This window comes from Bosea vaviloviae, from assembly GCF_001741865.1.
Classification (GTDB): Bacteria; Pseudomonadota; Alphaproteobacteria; order Rhizobiales; family Beijerinckiaceae; genus Allobosea; species Allobosea vaviloviae.
The window spans coordinates 3,399,508-3,425,448 of sequence record NZ_CP017147.1; the positions used below are offsets into that span (position 1 = coordinate 3,399,508).

Sequence of the window (25,941 nt, forward strand, 5' to 3'; positions counted from 1 at the left end):
AGCGGCATCGCCTTTGGATTTTTGAGCCCTCATCCTGACGAGCAGGGATGAGGTGTAGGCTGTTGGACCAGTTGCCTGACGATCTTGCCGTCATTGCGAGCGCAGTGAAGCAATCCACAGGACATAGAGCGAGCCCTCCTGGATTACTTCGCTGCGCTCGCAATGACGATGGAGCAGCGGCCGGGTCGCGGCTGGGCTTGCAGCTTCCCGGCGTTTGGGGTTGTCTCTCCGGCAAGGGGCATAAGGAGGGCGTTGTGGCGGTCCGAGCGAAGGCGCCGGCCAGGCGGGCTCGTTCCGGCAGCGGACTGGCCGCGCGTCGCGAGCCGGAACGCTCCGCCGAGGGCGGCGCCATGATGCAGCGCTGGGCTCGCCATTGGTTGCGCAGCTGCCGCGACATGCCCAAGCGTGCCCTTCGCCTGATCAACGACGCACGGGCCGAACCCGAGAAGCAGGTCCACGCTTTCCGCCGCCTGATGAAGGCATGGCGCTCCCTGCTGAAGCTCGCGCCGGACTCGCTGGCCGAGGAGGCCAGGGCGGTGCGCGCCGAGATCAGGGCGCTGCGCCGGGATTTCGGCGCCGCACGCGATGCCGTCGTCCTGGCCAGGACCCTTGAGGACGCGCTGGGGAAGAGCCTCTTCGAGCGTCTGCCGAAACCGGAGGGCGAGGCCGGGTCGCCGGCTCCGTCCGATCTGCGACCGCGACTGGAGGCCGCTCGCATCAAGCTGGGCCGGCTCTCCGTCGAGATGGCGCGCTGGTCGGTGGCGGGGGAGGGCGGCGCCTTTCTGCTGAAGGGCTTCGAACGCTCCTGCCGCAAGACGCGTCGGCGCCTGCATCGCGATCCACTCCGGATGAGTTTGAAGCGCCTGCATGCGTCGCGGACGGCGATCGTCGATCTCGCCTATCAGCTCCAGTTCTTTCGCCCCGCCAAGGTGGCGGGGCCCGCGCTGCGGGGCGAATTGGCGGAGCGCCTGCGTTCGCATCTCGGCGCCGTCGTCGATCTCGATCTCGCCCACAGATACCTGAACACGTTGATGCCGGCCGGGCGCAGGGCAAAGGCTGGGCACAAGAAGGCCGAGCACAGAATCGCCCGGCGCATCGTCAAGCGGCGCGGGAAGGCGGCGCGGCTGGCGCACCGGCTGCTCGATGAGCAGCCGAAGACCCTGCGCGCCCGCCTCGGCGAGATGATGGCGCTTCGCGAGCCACGCCGGGTCAAGCTGATGTGACCCCAAGCTGATGTGACTCGACGCCTCAGCGCGCCCTCAGCCGGTTCATGAACGAGTCGTAGGACAACTCCGCCACTTGCCACCAGAGCAGGTTCTCGCCACGGAAGGCGACCATGGAATCGTAGCCCTTCTTGAAGTCCGGGCTCTTGGCCGAGGTCTCGGCGTAGTATTCCTCGGCGGCCTTGAGAGCGGCCTCCATCACCGGCATCGGGAACGCCTTCAACTGCGCGCCTTGCGCCACCAGGCGGCGCAGGCCGCCGGGGTTCACGAAGTCGTATTTCGCCAGCATCCAGTTATTGGCCGCCTCGCAGGCGTTCTGGACGATCGCCTGATAATGCTTGGGCAGCTTGGCCCAGGCCTCCTTGCCGATGATCAGGTGCAGCATCGCGCCGCCCTCCCACCAGCCGGGATAGTAGTAATATTTCGCGACCCGGATGAAGCCGAGCTTCTCATCGTCATAGGGGCCGACGAACTCGGCCGCATCGATGGTGCCGCGCTCCAGCGCCGGATAGACGTCGCCGGGCGCGATCTGGGTCGGAACCACGCCGAGCTTGGCCAAGACCGCGCCGCCCATGCCGCCGATGCGGAACTTCAGGCCCTTGAGGTCGTCGAGCCCGGTCAGCTCCTTGCGGAAGAAACCGCCCATCTGGCAGCCGGAATTGCCACAGGGGATCGAATAGGCGTTGAAGCGGTCGAGCACGCCGTTCACGATCTGCTCGCCGCCGCCGAAATACCACCAGCTATGCTGCTGGCGCGCGTTCAGCCCGAAGGGGATGCCGGTGCCGAGCCCCAGCGTCGGATCCTTGCCGATGTAGAAATAGGTCGGCGAATGCGCGCATTCGACCGTGCCGGAGGAGACGGCGTCGAGCGCCTGCAGGCCGGGCACGATCTCGCCAGGCGCAAAAACCTGGATCTCGAACTTGCCGTCCGTGGCGTCGCTGACGAATTTCGAGAACTGCTGGGCGGTGCCGTAAATCGTATCGAGCGACTTCGGAAAACTCGACGTCAACCGCCATTTCACCTCGGGGGCCGACTGCGCGATCGCAGGCATCGCGACCGGGGTCGCAGCGGCGGCGAGAGCCCCTGTTTTCAAAAAGTCGCGACGTTTCATATGGTCACCTCCCAAAAAGCGTGTTGCGCTCTTTCTGGCGCGTCCGGGGAGGAATGGAAAGACATGAAACTCGCGTCACTTATGCACGGCCGGGATGGCCGACTCGTCGTGGTCTCGAAAGACCTCACCCGGGCCACCGATGCCTTCCCCGTCGTGCCGACCCTGCAGGCGGCGCTCGACGATTGGGATCGCTACGCTCCGCGCCTCGCCGATCTGGCGGAGACGCTGGAACATGGTTCGGTCCCGTCCTTCCGCTTCCACGAGCATGATTGCGCGGCCCCGCTGCCGCGCGCCTATCAGTGGCTCGACGCCTCGGCCTATGTGAACCATGTCGAACTGGTCCGGAAGGCGCGGGGCGCCGAGATGCCGGAAAGCTTCTGGACCGACCCCTTGATGTATCAGGGCGGCAGCGATTCCAATCTCGGGCCGCGCCAGGCGATCCGCGCCCGCAGCGAGGTCGACGGCATCGATTTCGAGGCCGAGATCGCGGTCGTCACCGGTGACGTGCCGATGGGCGTCTCGTCCGCCCAGGCCCTCAATCATATCCGCCTGATCATGCTTGCAAACGATGTGAGCCTGCGGAATCAGGTTGCGAACGAATTGGCGAAAGGCTTTGGATTCGTTCAGTCAAAGCCGCCGACCGCCTTTTCCCCGGTCGCCGTGACGCCGGGTGAACTGGGTGCGAGCTGGGCCGGCGGCAAGCTGCATCTGCCGCTGCTGACGCAGCTCAACGGCAAGCCCTTCGGCAGACCGGAAGCCGGCATCGACATGACCTTCGATTTCGGCACGCTGATCGCCCATGCGGCGCGCACCCGCCCGTTGGCCGCCGGCACGATCATCGGCTCGGGCACGGTCTCGAACCGCGGCACAGAGGGCGGTCCGGGCAAGCCTTTGGCGGAGGGTGGACTCGGCTATGCCTGCATCGCCGAGCAGCGCATGGTCGAGACGATTGCGCGCGGCGCGCCGACGACGCCGTTCCTGCGCTTCGGCGACAGCATCCGCATCGAGATGAAGACCGCCGCCGGCCATTCGATCTTCGGGGCGATCGAACAGGAGATCCTGCCTCACGCCGAGTGATGGGCTGCGCCAAGCCCGGTGGCCCAAGGAGAGGCGTTTCAGGCGGCGTGCAGCTGGACGGCTGAATAGTCCTGCTGCGTCTCGGCCTTGGAGAGGTCGTGCGCTGCCTGAAGATTGAGCCAGAAGCGCGGATCGGTCTGGAAATAGCGCCCCAGCCGGATCGCGGTATCGGCCGAGACGTCCCGGCGCTCGCGCAGCAACTCGCTGACGCGGTTGCCGGGAACGCCGAGCGCCTTCGCCAATTGCCTTGCGCTCATGCCGAGCGGGGCGAGATAGTCCTCACGCAGGATCTCGCCGGGATGGGTGCGGATGCGTGGCATCGCTAGCTCCTCAATGATAATCGACGATCTCGACCGCCGTCGGCTGCCTCTCGGCTCGCGAAGCACCTTTAATACCACATGAAATAGAGGCCCTGTCCGAAAACCGGTTTCCAGGCTTCGGCTTGATGTTCTAGGCTTTGTTCGCAACCCGCTTGCCGCGAGAGTCCTGCCTGCCATGATCGAATCCGTGCCGCTCTACCCGACCACCATCCCGCTGGCCTTTTTCGTCTGGGGCCCGGCGCTGGTGATGCTGCTGTACTGGCTGGTTGGCGTCTGGGCGAGCCGGCAGGGCGTGGCGCGCCTGCTCGAGAGCGACTGGAACGGCTTCACCGTGACCGATGTCGAGAAGCTCTTCGCCGCCTATGGCGATGAGCGCCGCGCGAAATACCGCCATCGCGTGCTGCCCGCCGATGTCGCCGTCGCCTTCGTCTATGCGATCGTCGGCGCGGTCATCATCGCCGGGCTGTGCATGCGCGGGCAGCCCTGGTGGGGCGCGGCGCTGTGCGGCGGCGGCTGGTTGCTCGGCGGGCTCTGCGACGTCGCCGAGAATTTCGGCATTGCGCGCCTGCTCGACAAATATCCCAAGGTCGAGGCCGGCGATGTCGCCTTCGCCAGCGGGACCACGCGATTGAAATTGGTGCTGTTCTCGCTCGGCATCGTCGGCGCGCTCGTGGCGGCCTATCTGGTGTTCAAGCCGCTGGCGGCGTGACCATGCCGGGCTTGCATGTCCCGGCCTGCCGGGCGGAGATCATCGCGTAGCGTAGGGCGACGCTGACGAGCTACGGCGTCAGTCAATAGGGCTCGCGCTTTTGCTCGCGGGGGCGCTCCAGGCGCAGGCGGGTCGCGACGACCGGCGGTGCGCCGATCAGTGTCATGACCTGCCTCGGTGCCGGCTTGAAGCCGAGTTTCGCCGCCAGCCGCAGCGAAGCTAGATTTTGCGGGTGCGTGACGATGACGATCTCCGGCAGGGCCAGCGTCTCGAAGCCGTGGCGGAGCAGGCGGGAAACGGCCTCGAAACCATGGCCCTGGCCCCAATGGCGGGCCGCGAAGCGGTAGCTGAGCTGGACCTGCTGCTGCGCCTCGCCATCGGGGATGAGCCCGACATAGCCGATGAGTGCACCTGGTTCCGTCGCGGGAAAGACGGACCAGTAGCCGAGCCCGCGTGCGATATGGCTGAAGCTGCGTGCCGCGATGCCGTCCCGGCTCATCGCCGGATCGCCGAGCGGCGCGATATAGCGCATCACCTCGGGATCGGCATTCATCGTGGCGATGGCGTCGAGATCGGCCAGTTGCCGTGGCCGCAGCGCCAGCTGCGCGGTCTTCAATTCTGGCAGTCCCGTCATGGTCATGTCGCGGTTCTCGCAGGGCGCGATCTCGGCTGAGCCGTCGCCGCCTTAGAGCAATCGGTTTTCGCATCGATCCGGCTCTGGTGCGGCAGGGCGCGATATCCCATATCCTGCCAGCCGCCATGCGGAAAAGCCTCGGGAGAGAGAGAATGCGGTTTCGTCGTCACGTCCTTGTCGCTTTGGCGGCGTTGTCGCTTGCCGGGGCGGCGCTTTCGCCGGCCCAGGCGCAGGAAGACCTGATCTTCCGCAAGTCGACCGTCTGGAAGATGCTGACGCCCGACGACAAGCTCGCCGTCTACGGCGTCGACGATCCCGTCGTCGAGGGCGTTGCCTGCCACTATACCGTGCCCGAGAAGGGCGGCGTCGCCGGCATGTTCGGCGTCGCTGAGCAGGTCTCGGACATCTCGCTTGCCTGCCGGCAGATCGGCCCGATCAAGTTCAAGGACAAATCCGAGCAGGGCGATGTCGTCTTCCGCGAGCGCCGCTCGTTGATCTGGAAGAAGATGCAGATCGTGCGCGGCTGCGACGCCAAGCGCAATGTGCTGATCTACATGGTCTATACCGACAAGCTAATCGAGGGCTCCCCGCAGAACTCGACCTCGACCGTGCCGATCATGCCCTGGGGCGCGAATGGCGATGCGCCGAAATGCGCCGAATGGGTGAAGTGAGGGGCGAGGTGGAAGCAACGGCGCCACGCCGCTTCGTCTTGCAGGTCCGTGATTCCCGGACCTGTTGTCCCATCCTAGAAGCCCAGATCCAGTGCGACGATCTCGCCCGACTTCGCGTCGTGCTGGGCCCGGATCTGGGTGATGATCATGAGCTTGAACGCGGATATGAACTCGACAGCGGACAGCTCTCGGCAATCTCGCGAGCGTTCGACTGTCCATTTCCAACGGACATGGGCACCGTCTCGCTAGTTCCTTGGAACTCTCTTCGCGACGTGCCTTACCTCATTCACACCGGTTTCGAACTGGCGTTGATGCTGGACGGGCGAAAACCTCTCGCTGTCTTCAGCGACGCCTATCCCAGTGCCTTTCTTGACGAGTTTCTCGCGCCTTTTGGCCCATTCGTTGAGCAAGGACGCCTCCTGCGGCGCACCATCGACCACCCGTTCCCGTCGCCGAAGCGAGGTGTCGTAGATAGTCAGCCTCTCGATGGGATACGTCGCGTGTACTTTGCCTTGCCGGGGCAGGAATGGCGCATCAATGCCTATATCGAGATGTGGCAGAGCGCCGAAAAATCGGGATGGAGCGAAGCGTCGGAGCGCCGCCAAGGGACACTGCTGGGTTACACGGATTGGCAGTGCGATTGGTGGGCGAAGAACAGGCCAGGCAGCCTTAGCCGCAGACGATGACCAGCGGCTGCTCGGGCTCGGCCGTCACGGTCGCCTTGGCGAGCGTGCCGGTGAAATCCTCGCGATCGGCGAGGCCGAAGCTGGTCGCCATCTTGAAGCCCTTGGCCTCGCACCAGGCATTGGCGACGATCTTGCCGCATTCGGCTTTGGACGAGATGCAGTCGGCGACGCCGTAGCCGTCGCTGGCGGGGATCAGGAAGGTGCGCTGGTCGCTGGCGGCCGCGACAGTCTTGGTCGAGGGCAGGATCGACAGGGACAGGCCCGCGCCGATGATTCCGAAGAGGCCGACAAGAGCGATGGCGCGGCGCATTTCAGATATTCCTCGTGACCCGGTCGGGCGCTCAACCCTCAAATCGTGAGGATGGTTCCAATCGGTTAAATTTGGATGAACTCGCGCCAGCCATGGTGCAGCGCAACAAGTGGGGCGCCCTCTTGACGCAAAGCTCGCATGCAGGCAATCAGTTTTTTATGACGCGAGCCGCCAACCCGATTTGCATTATTTGCCGCTAGCTTTCGCTGGCCGGCTGCTCACGTCCTCGTCCTGAAACGGAAAGACAGACAGCGCCCCGGCCAGCGGCCAGGATATGCTCGTCTCCATGCCTTCCGCCGTTTCGCCAGGACACTCTCCGATGTCGCCGATCTTGAGGCTCTACAACACGCTGACGCGGACGAAGGAGGTTTTCGCTCCGATCGATCCCGACAATGTCCGCATGTATGTCTGCGGCCCGACGGTCTATGACTATGCCCATATCGGCAATGCCCGCCCGGTCATCGTCTTCGACGTGCTCTACCGGCTGCTGCGGCATCTCTATGGCGCGAACCATGTCACCTATGCCCGCAACCTCACCGACGTCGACGACAAGATCAACGCGCGGGCGGCCCGCGACTATCCCGGCCTGCCGCTGAACCAGGCGATCGCGAAGGTTACGCAAGCGACCACGGCGCAGTTTCATGCCGATATCGGCGCGCTCGGCAACCTGCCGCCCGACGCCGAGCCACGTGCGACCGACCATATCGAGGAGATGAAGGCGATCATCGAGCGCCTCATCGCGCGCGGCGTCGCCTATGTCGCAGAAGAGCATGTGCTGTTCCATGTGCCCGCCGTCGAACATCTCAAGGCCGCGCCGAAATACGGTTCGCTGGCGCGCCGGCCGCTCGACGAGATGATCGCCGGGGCACGGGTGGACGTTGCTCCGTACAAAAGAGATCCGATGGATTTCGTGCTGTGGAAGCCGAGCCGCGAAGGGATCGATCCCGGCTGGCCATCGCCGGCCGGCATCGCCACGCCCGGCCGCCCCGGCTGGCATATCGAATGCTCGGCCATGTCGATGGCAAAGCTGCTCTCGCCTTTCGGCGGCGGGCTTGCCTGCGACGACCCGGCCAAAAACCTCTTCGACATCCATGGCGGCGGCATCGACCTCGTCTTCCCGCATCATGAGAACGAGATCGCCCAATCCTGCTGCGCCTTTGGCGGCGTCGACGGGGCAGGGCGCATGGCCAATATCTGGATGCATAACGGCTTCCTGCAGGTCGAGGGCGAGAAGATGTCGAAATCGCTCGGCAACTTCGTCACCATCAACGAATTGCTGGAGACCGAGGTCTTTGGCGGGCGGACATGGCCGGGCGAAGTGCTGCGCCTTGCCATGCTGAAGACGCATTACCGCCAGCCGATCGACTGGACGGTGAAGGCGCTGGAGGAGGCGGAGAAGACGCTTGCCGAATGGTCGGATGTCGCCGGCGATGCGGAGGTCGGATCGCCTTCGCAAGCCTTCCTGGACGCGTTGGCGGATGATCTGAACATCGCCAAGGCGCTGGCCGAGCTGCATGCGCTTCGCAAAGCAGGCGAGCTGTCTCGGCTGCGCGGAGGACTGTCGCTGCTCGGCATCGGCCTGCGTTCCCAGAGCAACGCGCTGGACAACGCAACGCTTCGTGCTGCTGTCGACATGCAGATCGCCGCTCGTCTCGAAGCCCGCCGCGCCAAGAACTTCGCCGAATCCGACCGCATTCGCGACGCGCTTCTGGCGCAAGGCATCCAGCTCAAAGATGGCAAGGACCCCGCCACCGGCGAGCCGACGACGACATGGGACGTGAAACGATGAACCGCGCCGACACCCCGAAGATCCGCCCAGCCGGCGCTCTGTCCGTTGCCATGAAGCTCGTCATGCTCGCCATGGTGATGCCGCGCGTGCTGCGCTTCAAACTGAGGCGGGGGCGATGAGCGCTGCCCGCATCCATCTCTTCGACACCACGTTGCGCGACGGCGCGCAGACGACGGGCGTCGATTTCTCGCTCGACGACAAGCGCAGCGTCGCCGCCATGCTCGACAAGCTCGGCATCGACTATGTCGAAGGCGGCTATCCCGGCGCCAATCCGCTGGATACGGCGTTTTTCGCGCAGAAGCCGACGACGCAGGCCAAATTCGCCGCCTTCGGTATGACCAAGCGCGCCGGCCGCTCGGCTGCCAATGATCCCGGCATCGCGGCGCTGCTGGAGGCCAAGGCCGACGCCATCGTCTTCGTCGCCAAGGCCTGGGACTACCATGTCCATGTCGCGCTCGAGATCCCGCTCGAAGACAACCTCATCGGCATCGCTGAGAGCGTCGAAGCCGCCAGGGCTGCCGGACGCGAGGTGATGCTCGATTGCGAGCACTTCTTCGACGGCTACAAGGCCAACCCCGATTATGCGCTCTCCTGCGCCCGCACGGCCTATGAGGCCGGGGCGCGCTGGGTCGTGCTCTGCGACACCAATGGCGGCACGCTGCCCGACGAGATTTCGGCGATCGTCGCCGAGGTGACGAAAACCATTCCCGGCGACCATCTCGGCATCCACGCCCATGACGATTGCGGCTGCGCGGTGGCCAATTCGCTGGCTGCGGTCGAGGCCGGTGCGCGCCAGATCCAGGGCACGCTGAACGGGCTCGGCGAGCGCTGCGGCAATGCCAATCTGGTGACGCTGATCGGCGCGCTGAAGCTAAAGGAGCGCTATCGCGAGCGCTTCGCCATCGCTGTCGACGCGACCAGGCTCGGCGAGCTCACACATGTCTCGCGCGCGCTCGACGAGATGCTGAACCGGGCGCCCAATCGCCATGCGCCCTTCGTCGGGGCGTCCGCCTTCACCACCAAGGCCGGCATCCATGCCTCGGCCGTGCTGAAGGACCCGCGCACCTATGAGCATGTCCCGCCCGAGGCGATCGGCAATCTGCGCAAGGTTCTGATTTCGGACCAGGGCGGGAAATCCAACCTCGTCGCCGAGCTGGAGCGCATCGGCGTGACGCTCGGCCGCGACGATCCGCGCCTTGGCCGGGTGCTCGACGAGGTCAAGGAGAAGGAGGCGCAAGGCTACGCCTTTGAGGGCGCCGACGCTTCCTTCTTCCTGCTCGCCAAGCGCATCATGGGCGAGTTGCCGGCCTATTTCGAGATCGAGCGCTTCACCGCCAATGTCGAGCGCCGCCATAATGCGCTGGGCGAGCTCGTCACCTTCTCCGAGGCGATCGTGAAGGTGAAGGTCGGTGAGGAGGTGCTGATCTCGGTCGCCGAGAGCGCGCTCGGCCCGGTCAACGCGCTCGACCTGGCGCTGCGCAAGGATCTCGGCCGCTATCAGTCATTGATCGAGGGCCTGCGCCTCGTCGACTACAAGGTCCGGGTCTTCCAGGGCGGCACCGACGCGGTCACCCGGGTGCTGATCGAGTCGGCCGACGAGACCGGTGCGCGGTGGACCACGGTCGGCGTCAGCGCCAACATCATCGACGCCTCGTTCCAGGCGCTGGTGGACTCGATCACCTACAAGCTGATGCGCGAGGGCGCGACGGCGTAGAAGCCGAATGAGGCGGAAGCGCCACCTCCGTCATGGTCGGGCTTGTCCCGACCATCCACGTCTTCCTCTATCGCATTCGGTGTTCAAGACGTGGATGCTCGGCACAAGGCCGAGCATGACGTTGCGGGCGAAGCAGCCTCACTCCGTCAGGCGGATGACCCGATCCTTGCACAGATCCATGCTCTCGCCGTCACTCTCGGCGTCGTCGCCGAAGCGGGCGAGCACGTAGTAGTTGCAGCCCAAGGGCTTGTTGAGCTTGACCGCCGTGCTCTTGCCCGGCTCCAGCGGCTTGGCGAGCTTGCCGACGAGGCGCGACTGGTCGCCGGTGGTGGCGATCTCGAAGGTCGTCAGCGGCGAGGCGCGCATATTGGTGATCTTGATCTGCGCCGGCGGTTTGGCCTTTTGCGCGGCGGCGGGAGCGGCCGCGAGCATCAGCCCGGCGCAGAGGCCGGCAGCCGCGGTGGCGATAACGCGTTGGAACTTCATCATTGTTTCGTCCCCATTAGCAAAGCTTTGGCGTTCTCCGCCGATATCTGACACCGGGCTTTGGACGAGAACAAGGCAGCAAGCCGACGCAATCGGAACCTTGCGCGACATGGGCATGCATTGCCGCGCGAATGCGCCTATATCACCCGGCCAACTGGAATCGTTTCAAGATGTCTGCGCCAGCCGTGTCCAACCCGCCGCCGAGTTTCGCCCGCTCGGCCGTGCTCCAGCCCGGCTCCGGCTTCGTCGCGACCTTCCGCGCGCTCTGGCCCTATCTCTGGCCGGCCGACCGCGCCGACCTGCGCAAGCGCGTCGTGCTCGCCTTCGCCTTGCTGGTCGCAGGCCGCATCGTGCTGATGGGCGTGCCCTTCGCCTTCAAATGGACGACGGACGCGCTTGCCAATACGCCGACCAGCCTGGAGCGCTGGTTGCCCTGGCTCGTCGGAGCGCCCCTGGCGCTGACGGTTGTCTACGGGCTTGCCCGCGTCGGCTCGGCCGCCTTCATCCAATTGCGCGATGCGCTGTTTGCGCCGGTCTTCATGCATGCGGTGCGCACGCTGGCGCTGCAGACCTTCGGCCATCTGCATTATCTCTCGCTGCGCTTCCATCTCGAGCGCAAGACCGGCGGCCTGACCCGGGTTCTGGAGCGCGGACGCAACGGCATCGAGGAGATGGTCCGGCTCGGCCTCAACCAGCTCGTGCCGGTGGTGATCGAGCTCGTGCTGATCATCGCCGTGCTCCTGGTGATGTTCGACTGGGTCTATGTCGTCGTGCTGGTCGTGATGGTGACGACCTATATGACCTACACCATCAAGGCGACGGAGTGGCGCATCGCCATCCGCTCGCAGATGAACGAGTCCGACACCGACGCCAATTCCAAGGCGATCGACTCGCTGCTGAACTACGAGACGGTGAAGTATTTCGGCGCCGAAGCCCGCGAGACGGCCCGCTACGACCTCTCCATGGCGCGCTATGAGCGCAACTCGATCAAGGCCTACACCTCGCTCGCCTGGCTCAATTTCGGTCAGGCCGCGATCTTCGCCGCCGGGCTGACGATCTCGATGGTGATGGCGGTGCAGGGCTTTCGCGCCGGCACCCATACGGTCGGCGATTTCGTGCTGATCAACGCCATGCTGATCCAGCTCTACCAGCCGCTGAATTTCATGGGCACCGTCTATCGCGAGATCAAGCAGGCGACGCTCGACATCGAGCAGATGTTCTCGCTGATCGGTAAGGATCCCGAGATCCAGGACAAGCCGGGTTCGCTGCCGCTGCGGGTCGATGCCGGCGAGGTCCGCTTCGAGGACGTCCATTTCGCCTATATCCCGGAGCGGCCGATCCTGAAGGGCATCTCTTTCACCGTGCCGCCGGGCAAGACCATCGCGATCGTCGGACCGTCAGGCGCCGGCAAGTCGACGATCTCGCGGTTGCTGTTCCGCTTCTATGAGCCGAATTCCGGCCGCATCCTGATCGACGGGCAGCCGATCGCGGATGTCCAGCAAGTCAGCCTGCGCGCCGCCATCGGCATGGTTCCGCAGGACACCGTGCTGTTCAACGACACCATCGAATACAACATCCGCTACGGCCGGCCCGAGGCGAGCGAGGCTGAAGTCGAGGAAGCGGCGCGGCTCGCCCAGATCGACCGCTTCATCAAATCCCTGCCGGAGGGCTACGCCACCTCGGTCGGCGAGCGCGGCCTGAAGCTCTCGGGCGGCGAGAAGCAGCGCGTCGCGATTGCCCGCACCATCCTCAAGGGCCCGCCCGTGCTGGTTCTGGACGAGGCGACCTCGGCGCTCGATTCCTTCACCGAGAAGGAGATCCAGGATGCGCTCGACCGGGTCAGCGAGGGCCGCACCACGCTGGTCATCGCCCACCGGCTCTCGACCGTGATCAATGCCGACGAGATCATCGTGCTCGACAAGGGCCTGATCGTCGAGCGCGGCAGCCATCCGCAACTGCTTGCGGCCGATGGCGTCTATGCGGCGCTCTGGAACCGCCAGCGCCAGGTCGACGAGGCCAAGGCGACGCTGCAGCGCGCGACCGCGGAGGAAGCGCCGAGCGTCAGGGTCAGCCTGACGGAGTGAGCTCAGGCAGCGCTTGCGGACGATCGAGGAGATGGGCCATCATTCGGGATGATCGTCGCCGGTCTCTCAGGCTCGGCGGGCTGGCGATCTGGATTCCGCTGGAGCGCGATAGCAACGCGAGCGAGACATGGCCGAACCGAAGACCCCCAAGGAAGGCGGGCCGGTGAACCGCTCGGCCTCCAACGCGTCGACCCTCGCCGGCTATGAGGACTGTGCCATCGACTATGCGCAAACGACTGCGCCACGGCCGGAGGCGAGTGATCAACCGGGGCTCGTCGAGCTGCTGAAGCTCGTCGAACCGGAAAGCCGCCTGCTCGAGATCGGCTCCGGCCCGGGCTGGGACGCCGATTGGCTCGAGGAAAGAGGGCTCGTTGTCAGACGCACCGACGCCGCGGAGTCCTTCCTGCATTTTCAGGCGTCGCGCGGTCGCCATGCCGAGCGCCTTGATGTGATCCGTGATCTGCTGGGCGGCCCCTATGACGGGGTCGTGGCGCTCTACGTGCTCCAGCATGTCGAGCGTGACTTGCTGCCTACGGTCTTCGCCAGGATCGCCCAGGCGATCAGCGACGGCGGCGTCTTCCTGCTCGGACTCCGGGAGGGGGAGGGCGAGAGCGTCGAAATCGGCTCGAAGGGCGACGCGTACTATGTCGCCTTGTGGCCGCGCTCCGAGATCGTTGCCCTTCTGGCCGCGCTCGGCCTCGTCCTGCACTGGTCGCACTCGTTCGAGGGCCGCGAAGGCCGCTGGATGACCGGGCTGTTCAGGAAGGCTTCGCACTGACCGGCTTCTGTTGCGCAACGGTACGGCGGCCGGAGCATGCAGAGCGCCTAGAGCATTTCCGCGTTTCTGCGAATCGCGGAAATGCTCTACCTCCTTGTTTTATCGCATTGTCTTCACGCGAACCGGTATCCACTTCGCTCGAAAATGCTCTAGCGGCGGCGGGGGCCTCCAGTTGAGAAAGCTTCCATAATATCGCTCGCCAGGGCGGCCCCGGATTTGGCAGGATGGCGTATTGCGGTTGAAGCGGGGGCTTCCAATGTTCGATCCGACCAGTTTCGTAGGCTTTCACACCTGGCTCAGCATCATCGCCATCCTGACGGGCATTCCCGTCGCGAGCGGCCTGCTCAAGGGCCACACCGTTCCGCGCTGGACCGGCGTCTACCTCGCCACCGCCTTCGCCACGAGCGCGACGGGCTACGGTTTTCCCTTCACCGGCGTATTGCCCTCCCATATCGTCGGCGCGATCTCGCTCGTGCTGCTGATCGTGGCGGGTTTCGCGCTTTATGGTCGCGGCCTCGCTGATGGCTGGCGGCGGATTTATGCGATCACCGCGATGCTGGCGCTTTATCTGCTCGTCTTCGTCGCGGTCGCGCAGGCCTTCCTCAAGGTGCCGGCGCTGCGCGCGCTGGCGCCGACGCAAGGCGAGCCGCCCTTCGCCATTGCGCAAGGCGTGGTGCTGGTCGTCTTCGCCGTGCTGACCTGGCTCGCCTCAAGGCGCTTCACCAGCGTCCACGCGGCGGCCTAGGGGCGCATTCGCCTACACGCGGAACCACACCGTCATCCTGGGCGACCGAAGGTCGTCCCGGGATCCATCGTAGGGCCTAAACGCTCTACGATGGATCCCGGAGCTGCGCCGCGGAGCCTGTCCTTGGGCCGGCCGAAGGCCGGACCCGAGGGCGGCTTGTCCAGGATGACGCGGTGGTTCCGAGCACGGGCTGCAAACAGACTCTCAGGCGCGAGGCGCCGCAGTCATCAGCAAGGGCTGTTTCGGCCGTAAGGTGACCTTCAAGGTCGGCTCGGGCGGCTCCTGCGTCAGCGGCTCGAGCCTGATCGCTCGCAGCAGCACGGCCAGGATCGCGACCGCCTCCATGGTGGCAAAGGCGCTGCCGATGCAGGTGCGCGGGCCGGCCCCGAAAGGCAGATAGGCGTAGCGATGGCGGGCGCGCACCGCATCGGGCGCGAAGCGGGCGGGGTCGAAGAGATCGGGCTGGTCCCAGAGCTGCTCATGCCGATGCACCGCCTGGATCGGCACATAAAGCACCATGCCCTGCTTCAGCGCGATGCCGCCCAGCTGGAAGGGCTCCTCGACCTGCCGGGTGACGACCGGCGCGGGCGGGTAGAGCCGCATCGCCTCCTGGAAGACGGCCTTGGTCAAAGGCAGCGCCATGACATGCTCCGGCTGCAGCGCGCCACCGCCCGTCACCGCCTCGATCTCCGCCAGAACGGCATCCTCGACCGCACGGTTCTGGGTCAGGAGGTGGAAGGTCCAGGCCAGGCCGAGCGCGGTCGTCTCATGGCCGGCGGTGACGAAGGTCAGGAGGTTGTCGACGATCTCGGCGTCGCTCATCGCGCGGCCGGATTCGGGGTCGGCGCTGGCGAGCAGCATGTCGATGAGGTCGTTGCGATGCTCGCCGCTGGCGCGCCGCTTGGCGACCATCGCGCCCAGGGTCTCGCGCAGATAAGCGACGGAGGCGAAGGCGCGCCGGCGACCGGGATAGGGCAGCCATTCCGGCGCGCGGAACAGGCTGTAGGCGAACATGTAGTTCGTCGGTTCGAGATAATCGGTGATGGCGCTCTCGACCTTGACGGTGTCGAAATCGCCGCTGCCCGAAAGCATCGTCTCGACGATGATGGCGAAGGTGGTGTGCATCATCTCGTGACCGATATCGAGTGGCCCCGCCTTGCCGAGCCAGCCGTCGCGCGTCGCCTCGGCGGCTGCGATCATCGCCGGCAGGAAGCCGGTCAGGCTGTCATGCTGGAAGCCCGCCGCGACCGCGCGACGCTGCCAGCGCCAATGCGCGCCGTCGGCCGTCAGCAGGCCCTGGCCGAGCGCGGGGGCCAGCACGCGGCGCAAGGTGTCGCCCTTGCCGAGCGCGCCTGCATTGCGCAGCAGCGCCTCCTGGATCAACGCGGGGTCGCAGATATAAAGGCTGTCTTGCTCGGCGACGCGCGAGAGCACGAGCTTTTCCGAGAAGGCCTCCGGCGGTATCGCCTCGAGCGGGTTGCGCAGCAGCGAGGTCAGCACGGAGAGCGAGGAGCGCCGGCTCCGGAACGGGATTTCGGGGGCGATCTCGGCGGAGGCGGCGGCCATCATGGTCAAGGCTTCGGTCTCCCGGTTCATGCTCCACCACGCGCCGGCATTGTGCCTGCGAATATGGCGAATGAACAACCGGGGTGCTCTCTTTCCTTCTCTCGGGCTTGCCCGAGATGGGCAACCCTAAGTGTCAAAGCCGGCAACAGCCGGCTTTGATGGGGGAGAAGGGCGCGGGGAACCCTTCTCCTGTAAGGAGAAGGGCAGGGATGAGGTGTCGGCCCCTGGACCAGCGGGGTGCAGGCCTCACCGCAGCGGACACGAGCCTCATGCGGAAAGCGGCCTTCACCTCACTTTGCCTTCTCCTTGCAGGAGTGGGATCTCCGTCGCGGTTCCCGCGCCCTCTCGAATCCGGGCGATGACCACGTCGCGGTCGTTGAGCACCGTTTCATTGCCGAAGCGGATCACCATGAAGCCATGGCGCTCGATCTCCTCTGAGCGCGCCGCGTCGTAGTCGCGTTCGACATCATGCTGCCTGCCGTCGAGTTCGACGACGAGCTTGCGCTCGAAACAGAGGAAATCGACGGTGTAGCCGAGCAGCGGCGCCTGACGTCGGAACTTGAGACCGTCGAGACGACGCGCGCGGCAGATCCCAGAGGATGTCTTCCGGCTTCGTCGATTGCCGGCGGAGTGTCCTTGCGAAACTCTGTTGTTCCGTCGCCATCGCGCCTCACCGTCCAACGGCCTACACCTCACCCCTGCCCCTCTCCTTACAGGAGAGGGGTTCCCCGCGCCCTTTCCGTCGTGCTCGAGCATGACGCAGCCGCTTGATCACCCTCAGCCCAACAGGTCCAACCGGTAGCGCAGTTTCGTCCGTTCGCCGCTGGCATGGCTGACATAGTCCTCCGGCACCGCGACGCTCTCGACCAGTACGCAGCCGAGCTTTTCCAGCGTGCGTCTTGAAGCGACATTGTCGGGCGTCGTGGTGAACCAGAGCTCATTGAGGCCATGGGCACGTGCGGCCGGCACGAGCGCGCGGACCGCCTTTGCGGCGAGCCCGCGCCCGCGAAAACCGGGCTCCACGGAGAAGCCGATCTGGCCGGAGAGATGGGTCAGGAGATGCGTGGTCGCCGGCCGCAGGCTGATCGTGCCGGCGACCATGCCGTCGACCAGCATGTCGAAGCGGAAGGTGCGCACGCCCCAGGGCGAGGTCTCGGCCGGGTAGACATGGCTGAGCCGCAAGCTGACCTCCGCGAAGGCCAGCCCGGAGGGGAGGGCGTCATCTGCATCGACGGTGGAGCCAGGCCGGATCATGGGCGCTCTCCTCTCCCCGAGCGATCGTCGCAAGGCTAGAGCAATTTCCGATCCAATTGGATCGTTAAATTGCTCTAGCGCTTTGTTTTAACGCGTTTTCTCCGCGCAAACGCTTCGCGTTTGTCGCGAGCGAACCGGTAGCCACTTCGCTCGAAAACGCTCTAGCCCATGCTCACCGCGTCGCGACGAAGAACAATCGCGGGAAGGGCAGGAGCACGCTGCCATCCGGCAGAGCAGGGTAGGCCTGCGCGATCACAGCCGTGTAACGTTCGAGGAAGCCCGCCCGCTGCGTCGCGTCGAGCGGATCGAGGAAGGGGCGCAGCGCCGTGCCCTTGAACCATTCGACGATCGCCGGCGGACCGCCCACCAGGGGATGGTGATAGGTGGTGCGCCAGATGTCGACCCCGGAGGCGGCTTCGCGCAGGAGGCGATAGTACCCGTCGGCGCTCTGGCGGCTGCCGCGCGCCTTGGAGGCGTTCGTCAGCTCCGCGGCCCAGGGGCCGTCGGCTGCCGTCTCGCGCATCAGGATATGGGCCGGCTCATCCAAATTGTCGGGCATCTGCACGGCAAGGCAGCCGCCGCTCTTCAGCTTGGCGATGAGCGCCGGCAGCAGCGCGCGATGGTCCGGCACCCATTGCAGCGCGGCATTGGACAGGATCACGTCGAAAGGGCCCGGATTCTCCCAGCTGGCGATGTCGGCGATCTCGAAGCCGGTGTCGGGCATGCGCTTGCGGGCGGCCTCGATCATGTCGGGCGAGGAATCCATGCCGATCACCGTAGCGTCAGGGAAGCGCTGCTTGAGCAGTTCCGTCGAATTGCCGGGGCCGCAGCCGATATCGGCCGCGGATGCGACGTCGTCGCCTGGAAGCTGGGCGAGCAGGTCCCGGATCGGGCGGTTCCGTTCGGCTTCGAACTTGCTGTATTGCGTGGCGGACCAGCTCATCTGCATCTCCATGGCCGCGTCTTGCGGCCGCATCGGATCGGGTTCGGGCGTCAGTGCGAACGGCGCGGAGGTTACGCCCGCGACCCGAGGCCTTCCAGCCCGGATGGCGCGGGCCTGCCAAGCGCTGTCACCGCCAAGCGCCGTCCACTGCAAAGTGCCGTCCAGCGCCAAGCGCCGTCCAGCACAATCCCCAAAGGGCAGCGCGCGCGGCGATGGCGCTTGCGCCGACGCATGGCGGGCCATAGGCATGAACTCCGAGCAAGGCCGGGCTTCGAGCGAGGCTGGGCTCCGAGCAAGGCCGTGAGGTGGACGAGATGTGGAAGCGCCTGCGCCCGATGGGGGTGCTTCTCGTCTCTTGCCTGACAGCGGGTCCGCTTGCCGCCGAGCCGGCGCAGAGCTGGGCGCTATGGGTCGTCAAGCCGGACAGGCCGGGCCATCTCGAAAGCTGCGCCTCGCTCAGGACGGTTTCCGCGCTCTCGGCCTCCACCATGCTGCCGGGCGGCCGCACGCCCTTGCGGCTCGAACAGCCGCTCTCGATCCGCTGGCAGGGCGGCTATCTCGCGCAACCGGGCTGGCAGGGCGAGCACGCGACTGAGCGCTGGAACGCCTTCGATTCCTGCTTCCTGCTGAGCGTGCGCGGCGCGGTCGTCGCGGCCGGAGCCGTGCTTCGGCAGGAATCGGCCAGGCTGCTCAGGTTCGACACGCTGGTGATCCAGAGCGACAAGGCCGGAGCACCGCTCAGCCTCTCGTTGCTGCCGGCCTTCCCGGCCGAGATCGCGCAGCCGGTCTCCCCGGCCTGGAGCCAGGCGTTGACCCCGCTCAGCAAAGCCTCGGCCCCGGTCTCACGATGAGGCTTTCCATGGTCAGGCGGGGAGCGCTGTTGCTGGGCATCATTGCCCTGCTGTCCCAGGCGATCGGGGCTGCCCAGGCGCGCTTCAATCTGCGCCTCGCCAAGCAGGCGCTGGTCGATCTTGTCGGGAATTGCCCGGCAAGGTGATGGCGCGATTGCGGGCCTCTTCCCCCCGCGCGCCGAACCCCTTAGATCACGTCGCATTCGGACGATTCCGTCCGAATGCGAACAACCTGATCGATTCTAAAAAATGAGAGCATTGCTCCTGCGAAAAAACCGGTACCCACTTTTTCGCGCAATGCTCTAAACCAGCGCCACGCTCTGCGCCCGAGTTTCGCCGCAGAAAGCCGCCACATCCGCGCCTGCCGGCGCCAACTAAAGCCAACGGAACCAGATCCATGTCGCTCGTCGATTCCGTCCGCAAGGTGATCGTGCCCATCCACAAGGAGGGCTATGTCTTCATCGCCATCGGCCTCGTGGCGACGATCGTGCTCGCCAATCTCTGGTCGCCCTTCGGCTGGATCGGCGCGATCATCACGATCTGGATCTGCTATTTCTTCCGCGATCCGATCCGGATCACGCCGCAGCGCGAGGGGTTGGTGATCTCGCCGGCCGATGGCCGCATCAGCCAGATCGCCTCGGCCCTGCCGCCGCCGGAGCTGAACCTGCCGGCCGAGCCGATGACGCGCGTCTCGATCTTCATGAACGTCTTCGACTGCCATGTGAACCGCGCGCCCGTCCCGGGTCGCATCGTCAAGATGGCCTATACGCCGGGCCTCTTTCTCAACGCCGAGCTCGACAAGGCGAGCGACGACAATGAGCGCAACGCGCTCGCCATCGAGACGCCGGCCGGGATCGTCGGCGTCGTCCAGATCGCCGGGCTGATCGCGCGCCGCATCGTGCCCTTCGTCAAGGAGGGCGACACGATCGCGACCGGCGAGCGCTTCGGCCTGATCCGCTTCGGTTCGCGCGTCGACGTCTATCTGCCCACAAGCGTGATCCCGCTGGTCGGAGAGGGCCAGACCGCGATCGCCGGCGAGACGGTGCTGGCCGATATGAGCGGCAACGAGGCGGTGAAGCGGACGTTCCGGGGGATTTAACGCGGCTCGAAAGGGCGCGGGGAACCCTCTCCCGTAGGGAGAGGGCAGGGTGAGGGGTCGGCCGTCGGACGCTTTGGCCGTGACGTCACCACAGCCGCGCTGTGAGGTTTCCACTCGACTGGTCTAGGGGCCGACACCTCACCCCTGCCCCTCTCCTTACAGGAGAGGGGTTCCCCGCGCCTCATGCTGCCGCCGTGGTAGCCAATCCTCCGCCTAGCCTCCGCCTTCAAAACCGCGTATTCCCGCTCCCATGAGCGACCTGTTCCCCCCCTTCGAGCCCGAGCGCGTCGAATCCAAGCGCGCCCGTTTCAAGCCGATCCCGTTCCGGCTGATCGCGCCCAATGTCGTGACGCTGCTGGCCTTGTGCCTGGGCCTCACCGCGATGCGCATGGTCGTCGAGGGCAAGCTCGAGATTGCGACCGTCTGCATCCTGATCGCGGCGGCGCTCGACGGCGTCGATGGCCGCCTGGCGCGCATGCTGAAGGGCACCTCGCGCTTCGGCGCCGAGCTCGATTCGCTCTCCGATTTCGTCAATTTCGGCGTCGCCACCGGCTATGTGCTGTGGATCTTCGTGCTGCACGATCTGAAATCCTTCGGCTGGATCATCGTGCTGACGCTGGCTTGCGCCATGGCGCTGAGGCTCGCACGCTTCAACGTGATGATCGACGATCCCAACCGGCCCGACTGGCAGAAGAACTTCTTCGTCGGCATGCCGGCGCCCGCCGGCGCGATCACCGCCATGCTGCCGCTCTATCTGCAGTTCATCGGCCTGCCGGTGGCGGAATATGGCGCGCCATTCGTCGGTCTCTACATCCTGTTCATCGCCTTCCTGACGATCTCGCGCATCCCCTGCTATGCCGGCAAGACGCTGGGCACGCGCGTGCCGCGCGACAAGGTGCTGCCGATCTTCGTGGCGGTCGTCGTCGTGGCGGGGCTGCTCTTCGCCTATCCCTTCGAGATGCTGGCGCTGATCGTGGTCGCCTATCTCGCGCTGCTTCCGCTCAGCGTGGCGCGCTATCGCAAGCTCGAGCGCCAGCATGCGGCCGGGATCGCCGGGCCGGCCGTCGCGGCGGACGTGCCGGCTGACGGCGTCTGATTCCGGGCGGACGAGTACCCGCGCCGTTATTCCGGGCGTAGCGCCGGGATCCAAAGCGCGTCATGGTCGGGCTTGACCCGACCATCTCTTAAACCAGAGTGCGCTGGTCATGAGATTCTCAGGGCGCAAGCCGAGAATGACGCCCTGCGATGAATTCCGGCGCGGATTCTCCGTTCATCCTCAGCGCTTGCGCGCGCGGCCCGTGAGCCTGCTCGCATTGGCGCGGGTGCGCTTGGCGAAGGGCTCCAGCGAGCTGTTGGCGACCTTGGCGACGGCCTCGGTGAAATCGACCTGCGCCAGCGGGTTGAGCGCAAGACCCCACCAGAACATCGCCGCCGCCTGGGAGGCGGCAAGCCCGCTCTCCATCACGGCCGAGACCTTTTCGCTGAGCGCCTTGGCCGCCTCGCGCTGGCCATGGCTGTCGCCGAGGGCGCCCTTGAGCAGGATCGGCATCCGCATGGCGATGGTCAGCCCGGCATCGGCCTGCATCGTCAGCATCTTGGTGGCAAGCGCCTGCGCTTCCACCCCCGCTTTTGCTACGGCGGACGGATGCTTGCTCGATATTGCCATAAGGGAGTGACTCCGGAACGCGGGACGCACAGCCCGCTTGGTCGCGTAGTGTGGTGCCTTACGCGCCATTGTGCAATGCGGCATGGCCCCGTAGTCCCGCCTATAATATGCGCAGGATGAATGGCTGGAGTGAAACGCGCCCGGCCGCTTGCGCTGAGTGCATTGCGCCGGCGACGGATTTATCCGCCGCGAAAAATGCTCTAGAGCCTTAGCGACAAGCGCGCCGCCCGTTGCGCGCCCCCAATTCATCGAGCCGCCTTGTGAGCTTCTTCGCCTCTCCCAAACATCCCGGCTGGCGGCCCATGCTGGTTCTGGCCTCGGCCTCGCCGCGCCGGCTCGCGCTGCTGGAGCAGGCCGGCCTCAAGCCCGATGCGCTGCTGCCGGCCGATCTCGACGAGACCCCGCTCAAGGGCGAGCGCCCGCGCGACCTCTCGCGCCGGCTCGCTCGCGAGAAGGCGGAAGCGGCGCGCGAGGGCGCCAAGAGCAGGGCCGATCTCGAAGGCTGCTACATCGTCGCAGCCGACACCGTGGTCGCGGTCGGCCGACGCATCCTGCCCAAGGCCGAGATCGTCGACGAGGCGGCCGCCTGCCTGCGCCTGCTCTCAGGCCGCGCGCACCGGGTCTATACCGGGGTCGCGGTGGTTGCTCCCAACGGCACGATCCGCGACCGCATCGTCGAGACGCGGCTGCGCTTCAAGCGGCTCTCCAATGAGGATCTGGAGATGTATCTCGCCTCGGGCGAATGGCGCGGCAAGGCAGGCGGCTATGCCATCCAGGGCATCGCCGGCTCCTTCGTCATCAAGCTCGTCGGCTCCTATACCGGCGTCGTCGGCCTGCCGCTCTACGAGACGGTCAATTTGCTCGGCGGCGAGGGCTTTCCGGTGCGGTTCGGCTGGATGAATGTCGGGTAGGGGGCTGTCGCGACTTGGGTCGCGAGCGCCGGGCAATGCCGTTGACCAGGGGACGAATTCCCATCATCCTGGCGGCCCATGAGCTTCAATCGCCGCCCTGCTGAGATCCTCCGACGCCGACGCTGCATCACCGTGCAGCGTGGCGTGTCGATTCTGCGACGAGGTTTCCGGGGACATTAGGCTCCGTCACGTCCCGGGATTTTCCGCAACCTGCCCACCTTTCGGTCGGCGGGTTTTTTGTTGTCTGACATCGCCGAACCCGAAATCGTCGAATCCCTGGAGCAGATATGTCCTCAGCGCCCGCCTCGCCAAGCATCACATTTCGGCCCGCCTCCCAGGAGGATTGCGCTCATCTGGCGCTGCTGGCGGATATGGCGACGCGCCGCCTGACCTCCTTCCTATGGGGCCAGATGGCCGATCCCGGCCGGTCTGCTTTCGAGGTCGGTCGCGGCGTCATCCGCAATGATGAGACGCACTTCACGCATTTCAGCAACTGGCGCGTCGCCGAGCATGAGGGGCGGATCGCAGGGGCATTGAACGGATATGTCATCCCTGCGCCAACCAGCCCCGCAGCGCCTTCCGCGGAGGTCGTGCGGGCGCTGAACGAGCTGAAGGCCATGGCCGCCGGGACCTGGTACATTTCGGCTGCGGCGATCTATCCCGAGCATCAGGGCAAGGGCTTTGGAAAATCCCTTCTCACTGAGGCCGAAACCATCGCGCGGGCGGCTGGGAAAGATCGGCTGACGCTGATGGTCGGCAGCTTCAACCCGAGAGCCCATGGGCTTTATCGGCAGGCAGGCTTCAGCGAGTGGGACAGGCGCCCCTTTTCTGCTTTTCCGGGATCGGATGAGCCCGGGGAGTGGATTTTGATGGTCAAGGATCTGATCTGAGGATCACGAGCCTTACCATTTGAAGCTCGTACGTTATGACGAAGCGGTTCCAAGCTTTTATGCGACAGTCCGACAGATCAATCGATCACGTCGTCAAGACGCGCCTGCGCTTCAAGCGGCTCTCCAACGAGGATCTGGAGATGTATCTCGCCTCGGGCGAATGGCGCGGCATCGCCGGCTCCTTCGTCATCAAGCTCGCCGGCCCTTATACCGGCGTCGTCGGCCTGCCGCTCTACGAGACGGTCAACCTGCTCGGCGGCGAGGGCTTTCCGATCCGATTCGGCTGGATGAATATGGGGTGAGGAGCAGCGGCAGGAGCGGGTTTGTGATCCTTCGGGGCGTCGTTGCAATGTTTGCAAGCCTGCTCGCCACGCTCGGTGCCGGGCAGGCGGCCGGCGCCGATCGCTGCCGCTTCGTTGTCGATGAGCGCAGTCATATCGACGGCCCCTGCAAGATCGAGCGGCACCGTGGCGGTGGCTTCGGCATCGAGGCGATGCGCCGCAGCCGCGCCTTCGCCGTCGTCTATGTCGCGCCCAGCGGGGCGGCGCGGGCCTATTGGAATGGGCTCAGCGGTGCGCGCAAAGCCGATGTCGATCTCGGTGACGTCGAGCGGGCAGGGGCGTGCTGGAGCAATGCACGCGCCATGATCTGCGCTTGGGCCGATCGAGCTTGGGCCGATCGACCGCAGGGCTCGTCTGTAAAGCCGTTTGAGGAGCGGGCGAGGACGCGATGAGCGGCTGTCTGGCGAAAGCGCTCCCTTTCCTGGCCTGGCTGCTGTCGGGTTGCGCCTTGATCGTCTGGATACTGGGGACCCCCGGTGTTTCCGGCACGCCCTTCGCCAATGGCTGGGCCATCGGCTTCGTCGCTTCATTGGGCTATCTCTGCGGCTATCCGATACTGCTTCTGTCGGCCGCGCTGCTGCGCCGAAGGCCCGCATCCGCGCTCACCGCCGCTCGCATGATCTGGTATGCGATGGCCGGTTGGGTCGTGGCGATGACGGTATCGCTCGCGATGATGGCAGGTTGAACGCGGTCTCCTTTTGCAGCAGCCGCTTGCCACGCAACCCCGAACGTCGGAGTCTTGCGCCGCAAGCGCGCCGGCCTGACAAGGCGCGCCTCCAGGAGGATTGCGCATGACGGGACGTCTCAGGGGCAAGGTCGCGATCGTGGCCGGTGCGGGCTCGATCGGGCCGGGCTGGGGCAATGGCAAGGCGACCGCGACGATCTTCGCCCGCGAGGGCGCGAAAGTGATCTGCGCCGACATCAACCGCGACGCGGCCGAGGAAACCGCCGCCATCATCCAGAACGAGGGCGGCCAGGCCTTTGCCGTGCAGACCGATGTGACCAGCGCCGATGCGGTCGCCGATCTCGTCGCCCGCGCGCTTGGCCGCTATGGCCGCATCGACATCCTCGACAACAATGTCGGCATCGCCGAGGTCGGCAGCGTCGTCGACCTGCCCGAGGAGGTCTGGGACCGCGTCTTCAAGGTCAACCTCACCGGCGCCTTCCTGGCGATGAAGCATGTCATCCCGGTGATGCAGCGCCAGTTCGAGGAGAGCGGCGAGGGCGGCTCGATCATCAACATCTCGTCGATCGCCTCGATTCGCCATACCGGCGTGCCCTATGCCAGCTATTCCGCGACCAAAGCGGCGCTGAACCAGCTCACCCGCACCACCGCCGCGCAATTCGCGCCCCAGAAGATCCGCGTCAACGCGATCCTGCCCGGCTTGATGAAGACGCCGATGGTCGAGTATTCCGCCGGCCTCGCCCAGGTCTATGGCGATGGCGACATCGATGCGATGTGGGCGGCGCGCGATGCGCAGGTGCCGATGGGCCATATGGGCGAGGCCTGGGACGTGGCTTACGCCGCGCTGTTTCTCGCCAGCGACGAAGCGCGCTATGTCACCGGCCTCGAACTCGTCGTCGATGGAGGAATCACGCTCAAATATGGCTGACAATGAAAACGCTGCGCCGCCCGCCGCCAGACCCTGCCCGATCTGCGGCAAGCCGCGGGTCGCCCAATACAAGCCCTTCTGCTCGTCCCGCTGCGCCGATATCGACCTCGGCCGCTGGCTGAAGGGCAGCTATGTGATTCCAGGCGCGCCCGTCGACGAGGCCGAGGCCGACAAGCCTGGCCGCGGGAGCGACGACGAGGATTGAGTGGGTTTGGCAACACCCTGAGCCCTCATCCTGAGGAGCCATTCCCTTGGGAATGGCGTCTCGAAGGATGCTCCAGGAGGCTCCGGTGCGGGCTGGACCATCCTTCGAGATGCCGCGTGCCGCGGCTCCTCAGGATGAGGGCTGGAATTTCCAAACGGTTTTTGAGAGGTTTTGGCGGGAAAGCCGCCGCGGAAGGGGGCCGGAAAGCGCCCTTTTGCGATAGCGATGGAAAGCTTGCGCAAGCGACTGGACAGCCGCGAGCCCG

At 65.7% G+C, this 25,941-nt stretch carries 31 protein-coding genes and 1 pseudogene; 22 read left to right on the forward strand and 10 right to left on the reverse strand.

Features of this window, described 5'->3' with window-relative positions; all coding sequences use genetic code 11:
- Positions 1-254: 254 nt before the first annotated feature.
- The gene (locus BHK69_RS15685) at positions 255-1,223 is read left to right on the forward strand and encodes a CHAD domain-containing protein (protein ID WP_069690914.1); all 969 of its coding nucleotides are present in this window, start codon (positions 255-257) and stop codon (positions 1,221-1,223) included.
- Between the two features lie 25 nt (positions 1,224-1,248).
- On the opposite strand, the gene BHK69_RS15690 is transcribed toward BHK69_RS15685, so the two are convergent.
- The gene (locus BHK69_RS15690) at positions 1,249-2,334 is read right to left on the reverse strand and encodes a TRAP transporter substrate-binding protein (protein ID WP_069690915.1); all 1,086 of its coding nucleotides are present in this window, start codon (positions 2,332-2,334) and stop codon (positions 1,249-1,251) included.
- A gap of 63 nt (positions 2,335-2,397) precedes the next feature.
- On the opposite strand from BHK69_RS15690, the gene BHK69_RS15695 reads away from it, so the two are divergent.
- Positions 2,398-3,411: a fumarylacetoacetate hydrolase family protein gene (locus BHK69_RS15695; RefSeq protein WP_069690916.1), complete on the forward strand. Its 1,014-nt coding sequence runs from the start codon at positions 2,398-2,400 to the stop codon at positions 3,409-3,411.
- A gap of 38 nt (positions 3,412-3,449) precedes the next feature.
- On the opposite strand, the gene BHK69_RS15700 is transcribed toward BHK69_RS15695, so the two are convergent.
- Positions 3,450-3,731, reverse strand: coding sequence for a HigA family addiction module antitoxin (locus BHK69_RS15700; protein WP_069690917.1), 282 nt, complete (start codon positions 3,729-3,731; stop codon positions 3,450-3,452).
- Between the two features lie 175 nt (positions 3,732-3,906).
- Between BHK69_RS15700 and BHK69_RS15705 the strand changes: the two genes are divergently transcribed.
- The gene (locus BHK69_RS15705) at positions 3,907-4,440 is read left to right on the forward strand and encodes a hypothetical protein (protein ID WP_069690918.1); all 534 of its coding nucleotides are present in this window, start codon (positions 3,907-3,909) and stop codon (positions 4,438-4,440) included.
- An 82-nt stretch (positions 4,441-4,522) separates the two neighbouring features.
- Here the strand turns inward: BHK69_RS15705 and BHK69_RS15710 are convergent, their stop codons facing one another.
- On the reverse strand, positions 4,523-5,074 hold the full coding sequence (locus tag BHK69_RS15710; RefSeq protein WP_158516224.1) for a GNAT family N-acetyltransferase: 552 nt from the start codon (positions 5,072-5,074) through the stop codon (positions 4,523-4,525).
- Positions 5,075-5,226: 152 nt separating this feature from the next.
- Between BHK69_RS15710 and BHK69_RS15715 the strand changes: the two genes are divergently transcribed.
- A complete protein-coding gene (locus tag BHK69_RS15715) occupies positions 5,227-5,745 on the forward strand; it encodes a CreA family protein (RefSeq protein WP_069690920.1) in 519 nt (172 codons plus the stop codon).
- Positions 5,733-6,431, forward strand: a complete 699-nt coding sequence (locus tag BHK69_RS31465; RefSeq protein WP_083269474.1) for a hypothetical protein — start codon at positions 5,733-5,735, stop codon at positions 6,429-6,431. The genes BHK69_RS15715 and BHK69_RS31465 overlap by 13 nt, the downstream gene beginning before the upstream one ends.
- On the opposite strand, the gene BHK69_RS15725 is transcribed toward BHK69_RS31465, so the two are convergent.
- Positions 6,415-6,741, reverse strand: a complete 327-nt coding sequence (locus BHK69_RS15725) for a hypothetical protein (RefSeq protein WP_069690921.1) — start codon at positions 6,739-6,741, stop codon at positions 6,415-6,417. The two genes, BHK69_RS31465 and BHK69_RS15725, sit on opposite strands and share 17 nt — an antisense overlap.
- A gap of 319 nt (positions 6,742-7,060) precedes the next feature.
- Between BHK69_RS15725 and cysS the strand changes: the two genes are divergently transcribed.
- Genes cysS through cimA form a run of 3 tightly spaced genes read left to right on the forward strand, consistent with a single transcriptional unit; the run spans position 7,061 to position 10,244 of the window.
- Positions 7,061-8,530 (forward strand): cysteine--tRNA ligase, encoded by a 1,470-nt coding sequence (gene cysS / locus BHK69_RS15730; protein ID WP_069690922.1) that lies wholly within the window; start codon positions 7,061-7,063, stop codon positions 8,528-8,530.
- The gene (locus tag BHK69_RS33415; RefSeq protein WP_280141780.1) at positions 8,527-8,649 is read left to right on the forward strand and encodes a hypothetical protein; all 123 of its coding nucleotides are present in this window, start codon (positions 8,527-8,529) and stop codon (positions 8,647-8,649) included. Before cysS ends, BHK69_RS33415 begins: the two co-directional genes overlap by 4 nt.
- Positions 8,646-10,244, forward strand: a complete 1,599-nt coding sequence (cimA, locus tag BHK69_RS15735) for a citramalate synthase (RefSeq protein WP_069690923.1) — start codon at positions 8,646-8,648, stop codon at positions 10,242-10,244. Before BHK69_RS33415 ends, cimA begins: the two co-directional genes overlap by 4 nt.
- 138 nt (positions 10,245-10,382) lie before the next feature.
- On the opposite strand, the gene BHK69_RS15740 is transcribed toward cimA, so the two are convergent.
- Positions 10,383-10,730: a hypothetical protein gene (locus BHK69_RS15740; RefSeq protein WP_069690924.1), complete on the reverse strand. Its 348-nt coding sequence runs from the start codon at positions 10,728-10,730 to the stop codon at positions 10,383-10,385.
- Between the two features lie 131 nt (positions 10,731-10,861).
- Here BHK69_RS15740 and BHK69_RS15745 point away from each other — a divergent pair, with 131 nt between their 5' ends.
- The 3 genes from BHK69_RS15745 (at position 10,862) to BHK69_RS15755 (ending at position 14,337) form a co-directional block, all read left to right on the forward strand.
- Entirely contained in the window at positions 10,862-12,814 is a 1,953-nt protein-coding gene (locus BHK69_RS15745) for an ABCB family ABC transporter ATP-binding protein/permease (RefSeq protein ID WP_083269475.1), read from the forward strand.
- A gap of 127 nt (positions 12,815-12,941) precedes the next feature.
- Complete coding sequence (locus tag BHK69_RS15750) at positions 12,942-13,592, forward strand: class I SAM-dependent methyltransferase (RefSeq protein ID WP_069690925.1); 651 nt, start codon at positions 12,942-12,944, stop codon at positions 13,590-13,592.
- A gap of 256 nt (positions 13,593-13,848) precedes the next feature.
- Positions 13,849-14,337 (forward strand): hypothetical protein, encoded by a 489-nt coding sequence (locus tag BHK69_RS15755; protein WP_069690926.1) that lies wholly within the window; start codon positions 13,849-13,851, stop codon positions 14,335-14,337.
- A gap of 204 nt (positions 14,338-14,541) precedes the next feature.
- Here the strand turns inward: BHK69_RS15755 and BHK69_RS15760 are convergent, their stop codons facing one another.
- From BHK69_RS15760 to tam, 4 genes are all read right to left on the reverse strand, one after another.
- Entirely contained in the window at positions 14,542-15,906 is a 1,365-nt protein-coding gene (locus BHK69_RS15760) for a cytochrome P450 (protein ID WP_069693698.1), read from the reverse strand.
- Positions 15,907-16,188: 282 nt separating this feature from the next.
- On the reverse strand, positions 16,189-16,584 hold the full coding sequence (locus tag BHK69_RS15765; protein ID WP_244548211.1) for a DUF559 domain-containing protein: 396 nt from the start codon (positions 16,582-16,584) through the stop codon (positions 16,189-16,191).
- A 96-nt stretch (positions 16,585-16,680) separates the two neighbouring features.
- Positions 16,681-17,157, reverse strand: a complete 477-nt coding sequence (locus tag BHK69_RS15770) for a GNAT family N-acetyltransferase (RefSeq protein WP_083269476.1) — start codon at positions 17,155-17,157, stop codon at positions 16,681-16,683.
- Between the two features lie 172 nt (positions 17,158-17,329).
- Positions 17,330-18,106 (reverse strand): trans-aconitate 2-methyltransferase, encoded by a 777-nt coding sequence (gene tam / locus BHK69_RS15775; RefSeq protein WP_425285572.1) that lies wholly within the window; start codon positions 18,104-18,106, stop codon positions 17,330-17,332.
- A 308-nt stretch (positions 18,107-18,414) separates the two neighbouring features.
- Here tam and BHK69_RS15780 point away from each other — a divergent pair, with 308 nt between their 5' ends.
- From BHK69_RS15780 to BHK69_RS15790, 4 genes are all read left to right on the forward strand, one after another.
- Positions 18,415-18,951 (forward strand): hypothetical protein, encoded by a 537-nt coding sequence (locus BHK69_RS15780; RefSeq protein ID WP_069690927.1) that lies wholly within the window; start codon positions 18,415-18,417, stop codon positions 18,949-18,951.
- Positions 18,952-18,959: 8 nt separating this feature from the next.
- Positions 18,960-19,097, forward strand: coding sequence for a hypothetical protein (locus tag BHK69_RS32645; RefSeq protein ID WP_158516225.1), 138 nt, complete (start codon positions 18,960-18,962; stop codon positions 19,095-19,097).
- 251 nt (positions 19,098-19,348) lie between these two features.
- Positions 19,349-20,050 carry a phosphatidylserine decarboxylase gene (locus BHK69_RS15785; protein WP_069690928.1) on the forward strand — a complete coding sequence of 234 codons (702 nt, stop codon included), beginning with the start codon at positions 19,349-19,351 and terminating at the stop codon, positions 20,048-20,050.
- A gap of 250 nt (positions 20,051-20,300) precedes the next feature.
- Positions 20,301-21,146, forward strand: coding sequence for a CDP-alcohol phosphatidyltransferase family protein (locus tag BHK69_RS15790; RefSeq protein WP_069690929.1), 846 nt, complete (start codon positions 20,301-20,303; stop codon positions 21,144-21,146).
- Positions 21,147-21,326: 180 nt separating this feature from the next.
- Here the strand turns inward: BHK69_RS15790 and BHK69_RS15795 are convergent, their stop codons facing one another.
- Positions 21,327-21,671, reverse strand: coding sequence for a hypothetical protein (locus BHK69_RS15795; protein WP_069690930.1), 345 nt, complete (start codon positions 21,669-21,671; stop codon positions 21,327-21,329).
- Between the two features lie 347 nt (positions 21,672-22,018).
- Between BHK69_RS15795 and BHK69_RS15800 the strand changes: the two genes are divergently transcribed.
- From BHK69_RS15800 to yacG, 7 genes and pseudogenes are all read left to right on the forward strand, one after another.
- Complete coding sequence (locus BHK69_RS15800) at positions 22,019-22,627, forward strand: Maf-like protein (protein ID WP_069693701.1); 609 nt, start codon at positions 22,019-22,021, stop codon at positions 22,625-22,627.
- Positions 22,628-22,914: 287 nt separating this feature from the next.
- Entirely contained in the window at positions 22,915-23,517 is a 603-nt protein-coding gene (locus BHK69_RS15805; RefSeq protein WP_069690931.1) for a GNAT family N-acetyltransferase, read from the forward strand.
- A gap of 89 nt (positions 23,518-23,606) precedes the next feature.
- Positions 23,607-23,819 (forward strand): annotated as a pseudogene (locus tag BHK69_RS15810) (Maf family protein); the annotation flags it as partial.
- A 47-nt stretch (positions 23,820-23,866) separates the two neighbouring features.
- Positions 23,867-24,250: a hypothetical protein gene (locus BHK69_RS15815; RefSeq protein WP_069690933.1), complete on the forward strand. Its 384-nt coding sequence runs from the start codon at positions 23,867-23,869 to the stop codon at positions 24,248-24,250.
- Complete coding sequence (locus BHK69_RS15820; RefSeq protein ID WP_069690934.1) at positions 24,247-24,543, forward strand: hypothetical protein; 297 nt, start codon at positions 24,247-24,249, stop codon at positions 24,541-24,543. Before BHK69_RS15815 ends, BHK69_RS15820 begins: the two co-directional genes overlap by 4 nt.
- Positions 24,544-24,649: 106 nt before the next feature.
- Positions 24,650-25,471: an SDR family NAD(P)-dependent oxidoreductase gene (locus BHK69_RS15825; protein ID WP_069690935.1), complete on the forward strand. Its 822-nt coding sequence runs from the start codon at positions 24,650-24,652 to the stop codon at positions 25,469-25,471.
- Positions 25,464-25,676: a DNA gyrase inhibitor YacG gene (gene yacG, locus BHK69_RS15830; RefSeq protein WP_069690936.1), complete on the forward strand. Its 213-nt coding sequence runs from the start codon at positions 25,464-25,466 to the stop codon at positions 25,674-25,676. Before BHK69_RS15825 ends, yacG begins: the two co-directional genes overlap by 8 nt.
- The last annotated feature ends 265 nt before the right edge of the window (positions 25,677-25,941 follow it).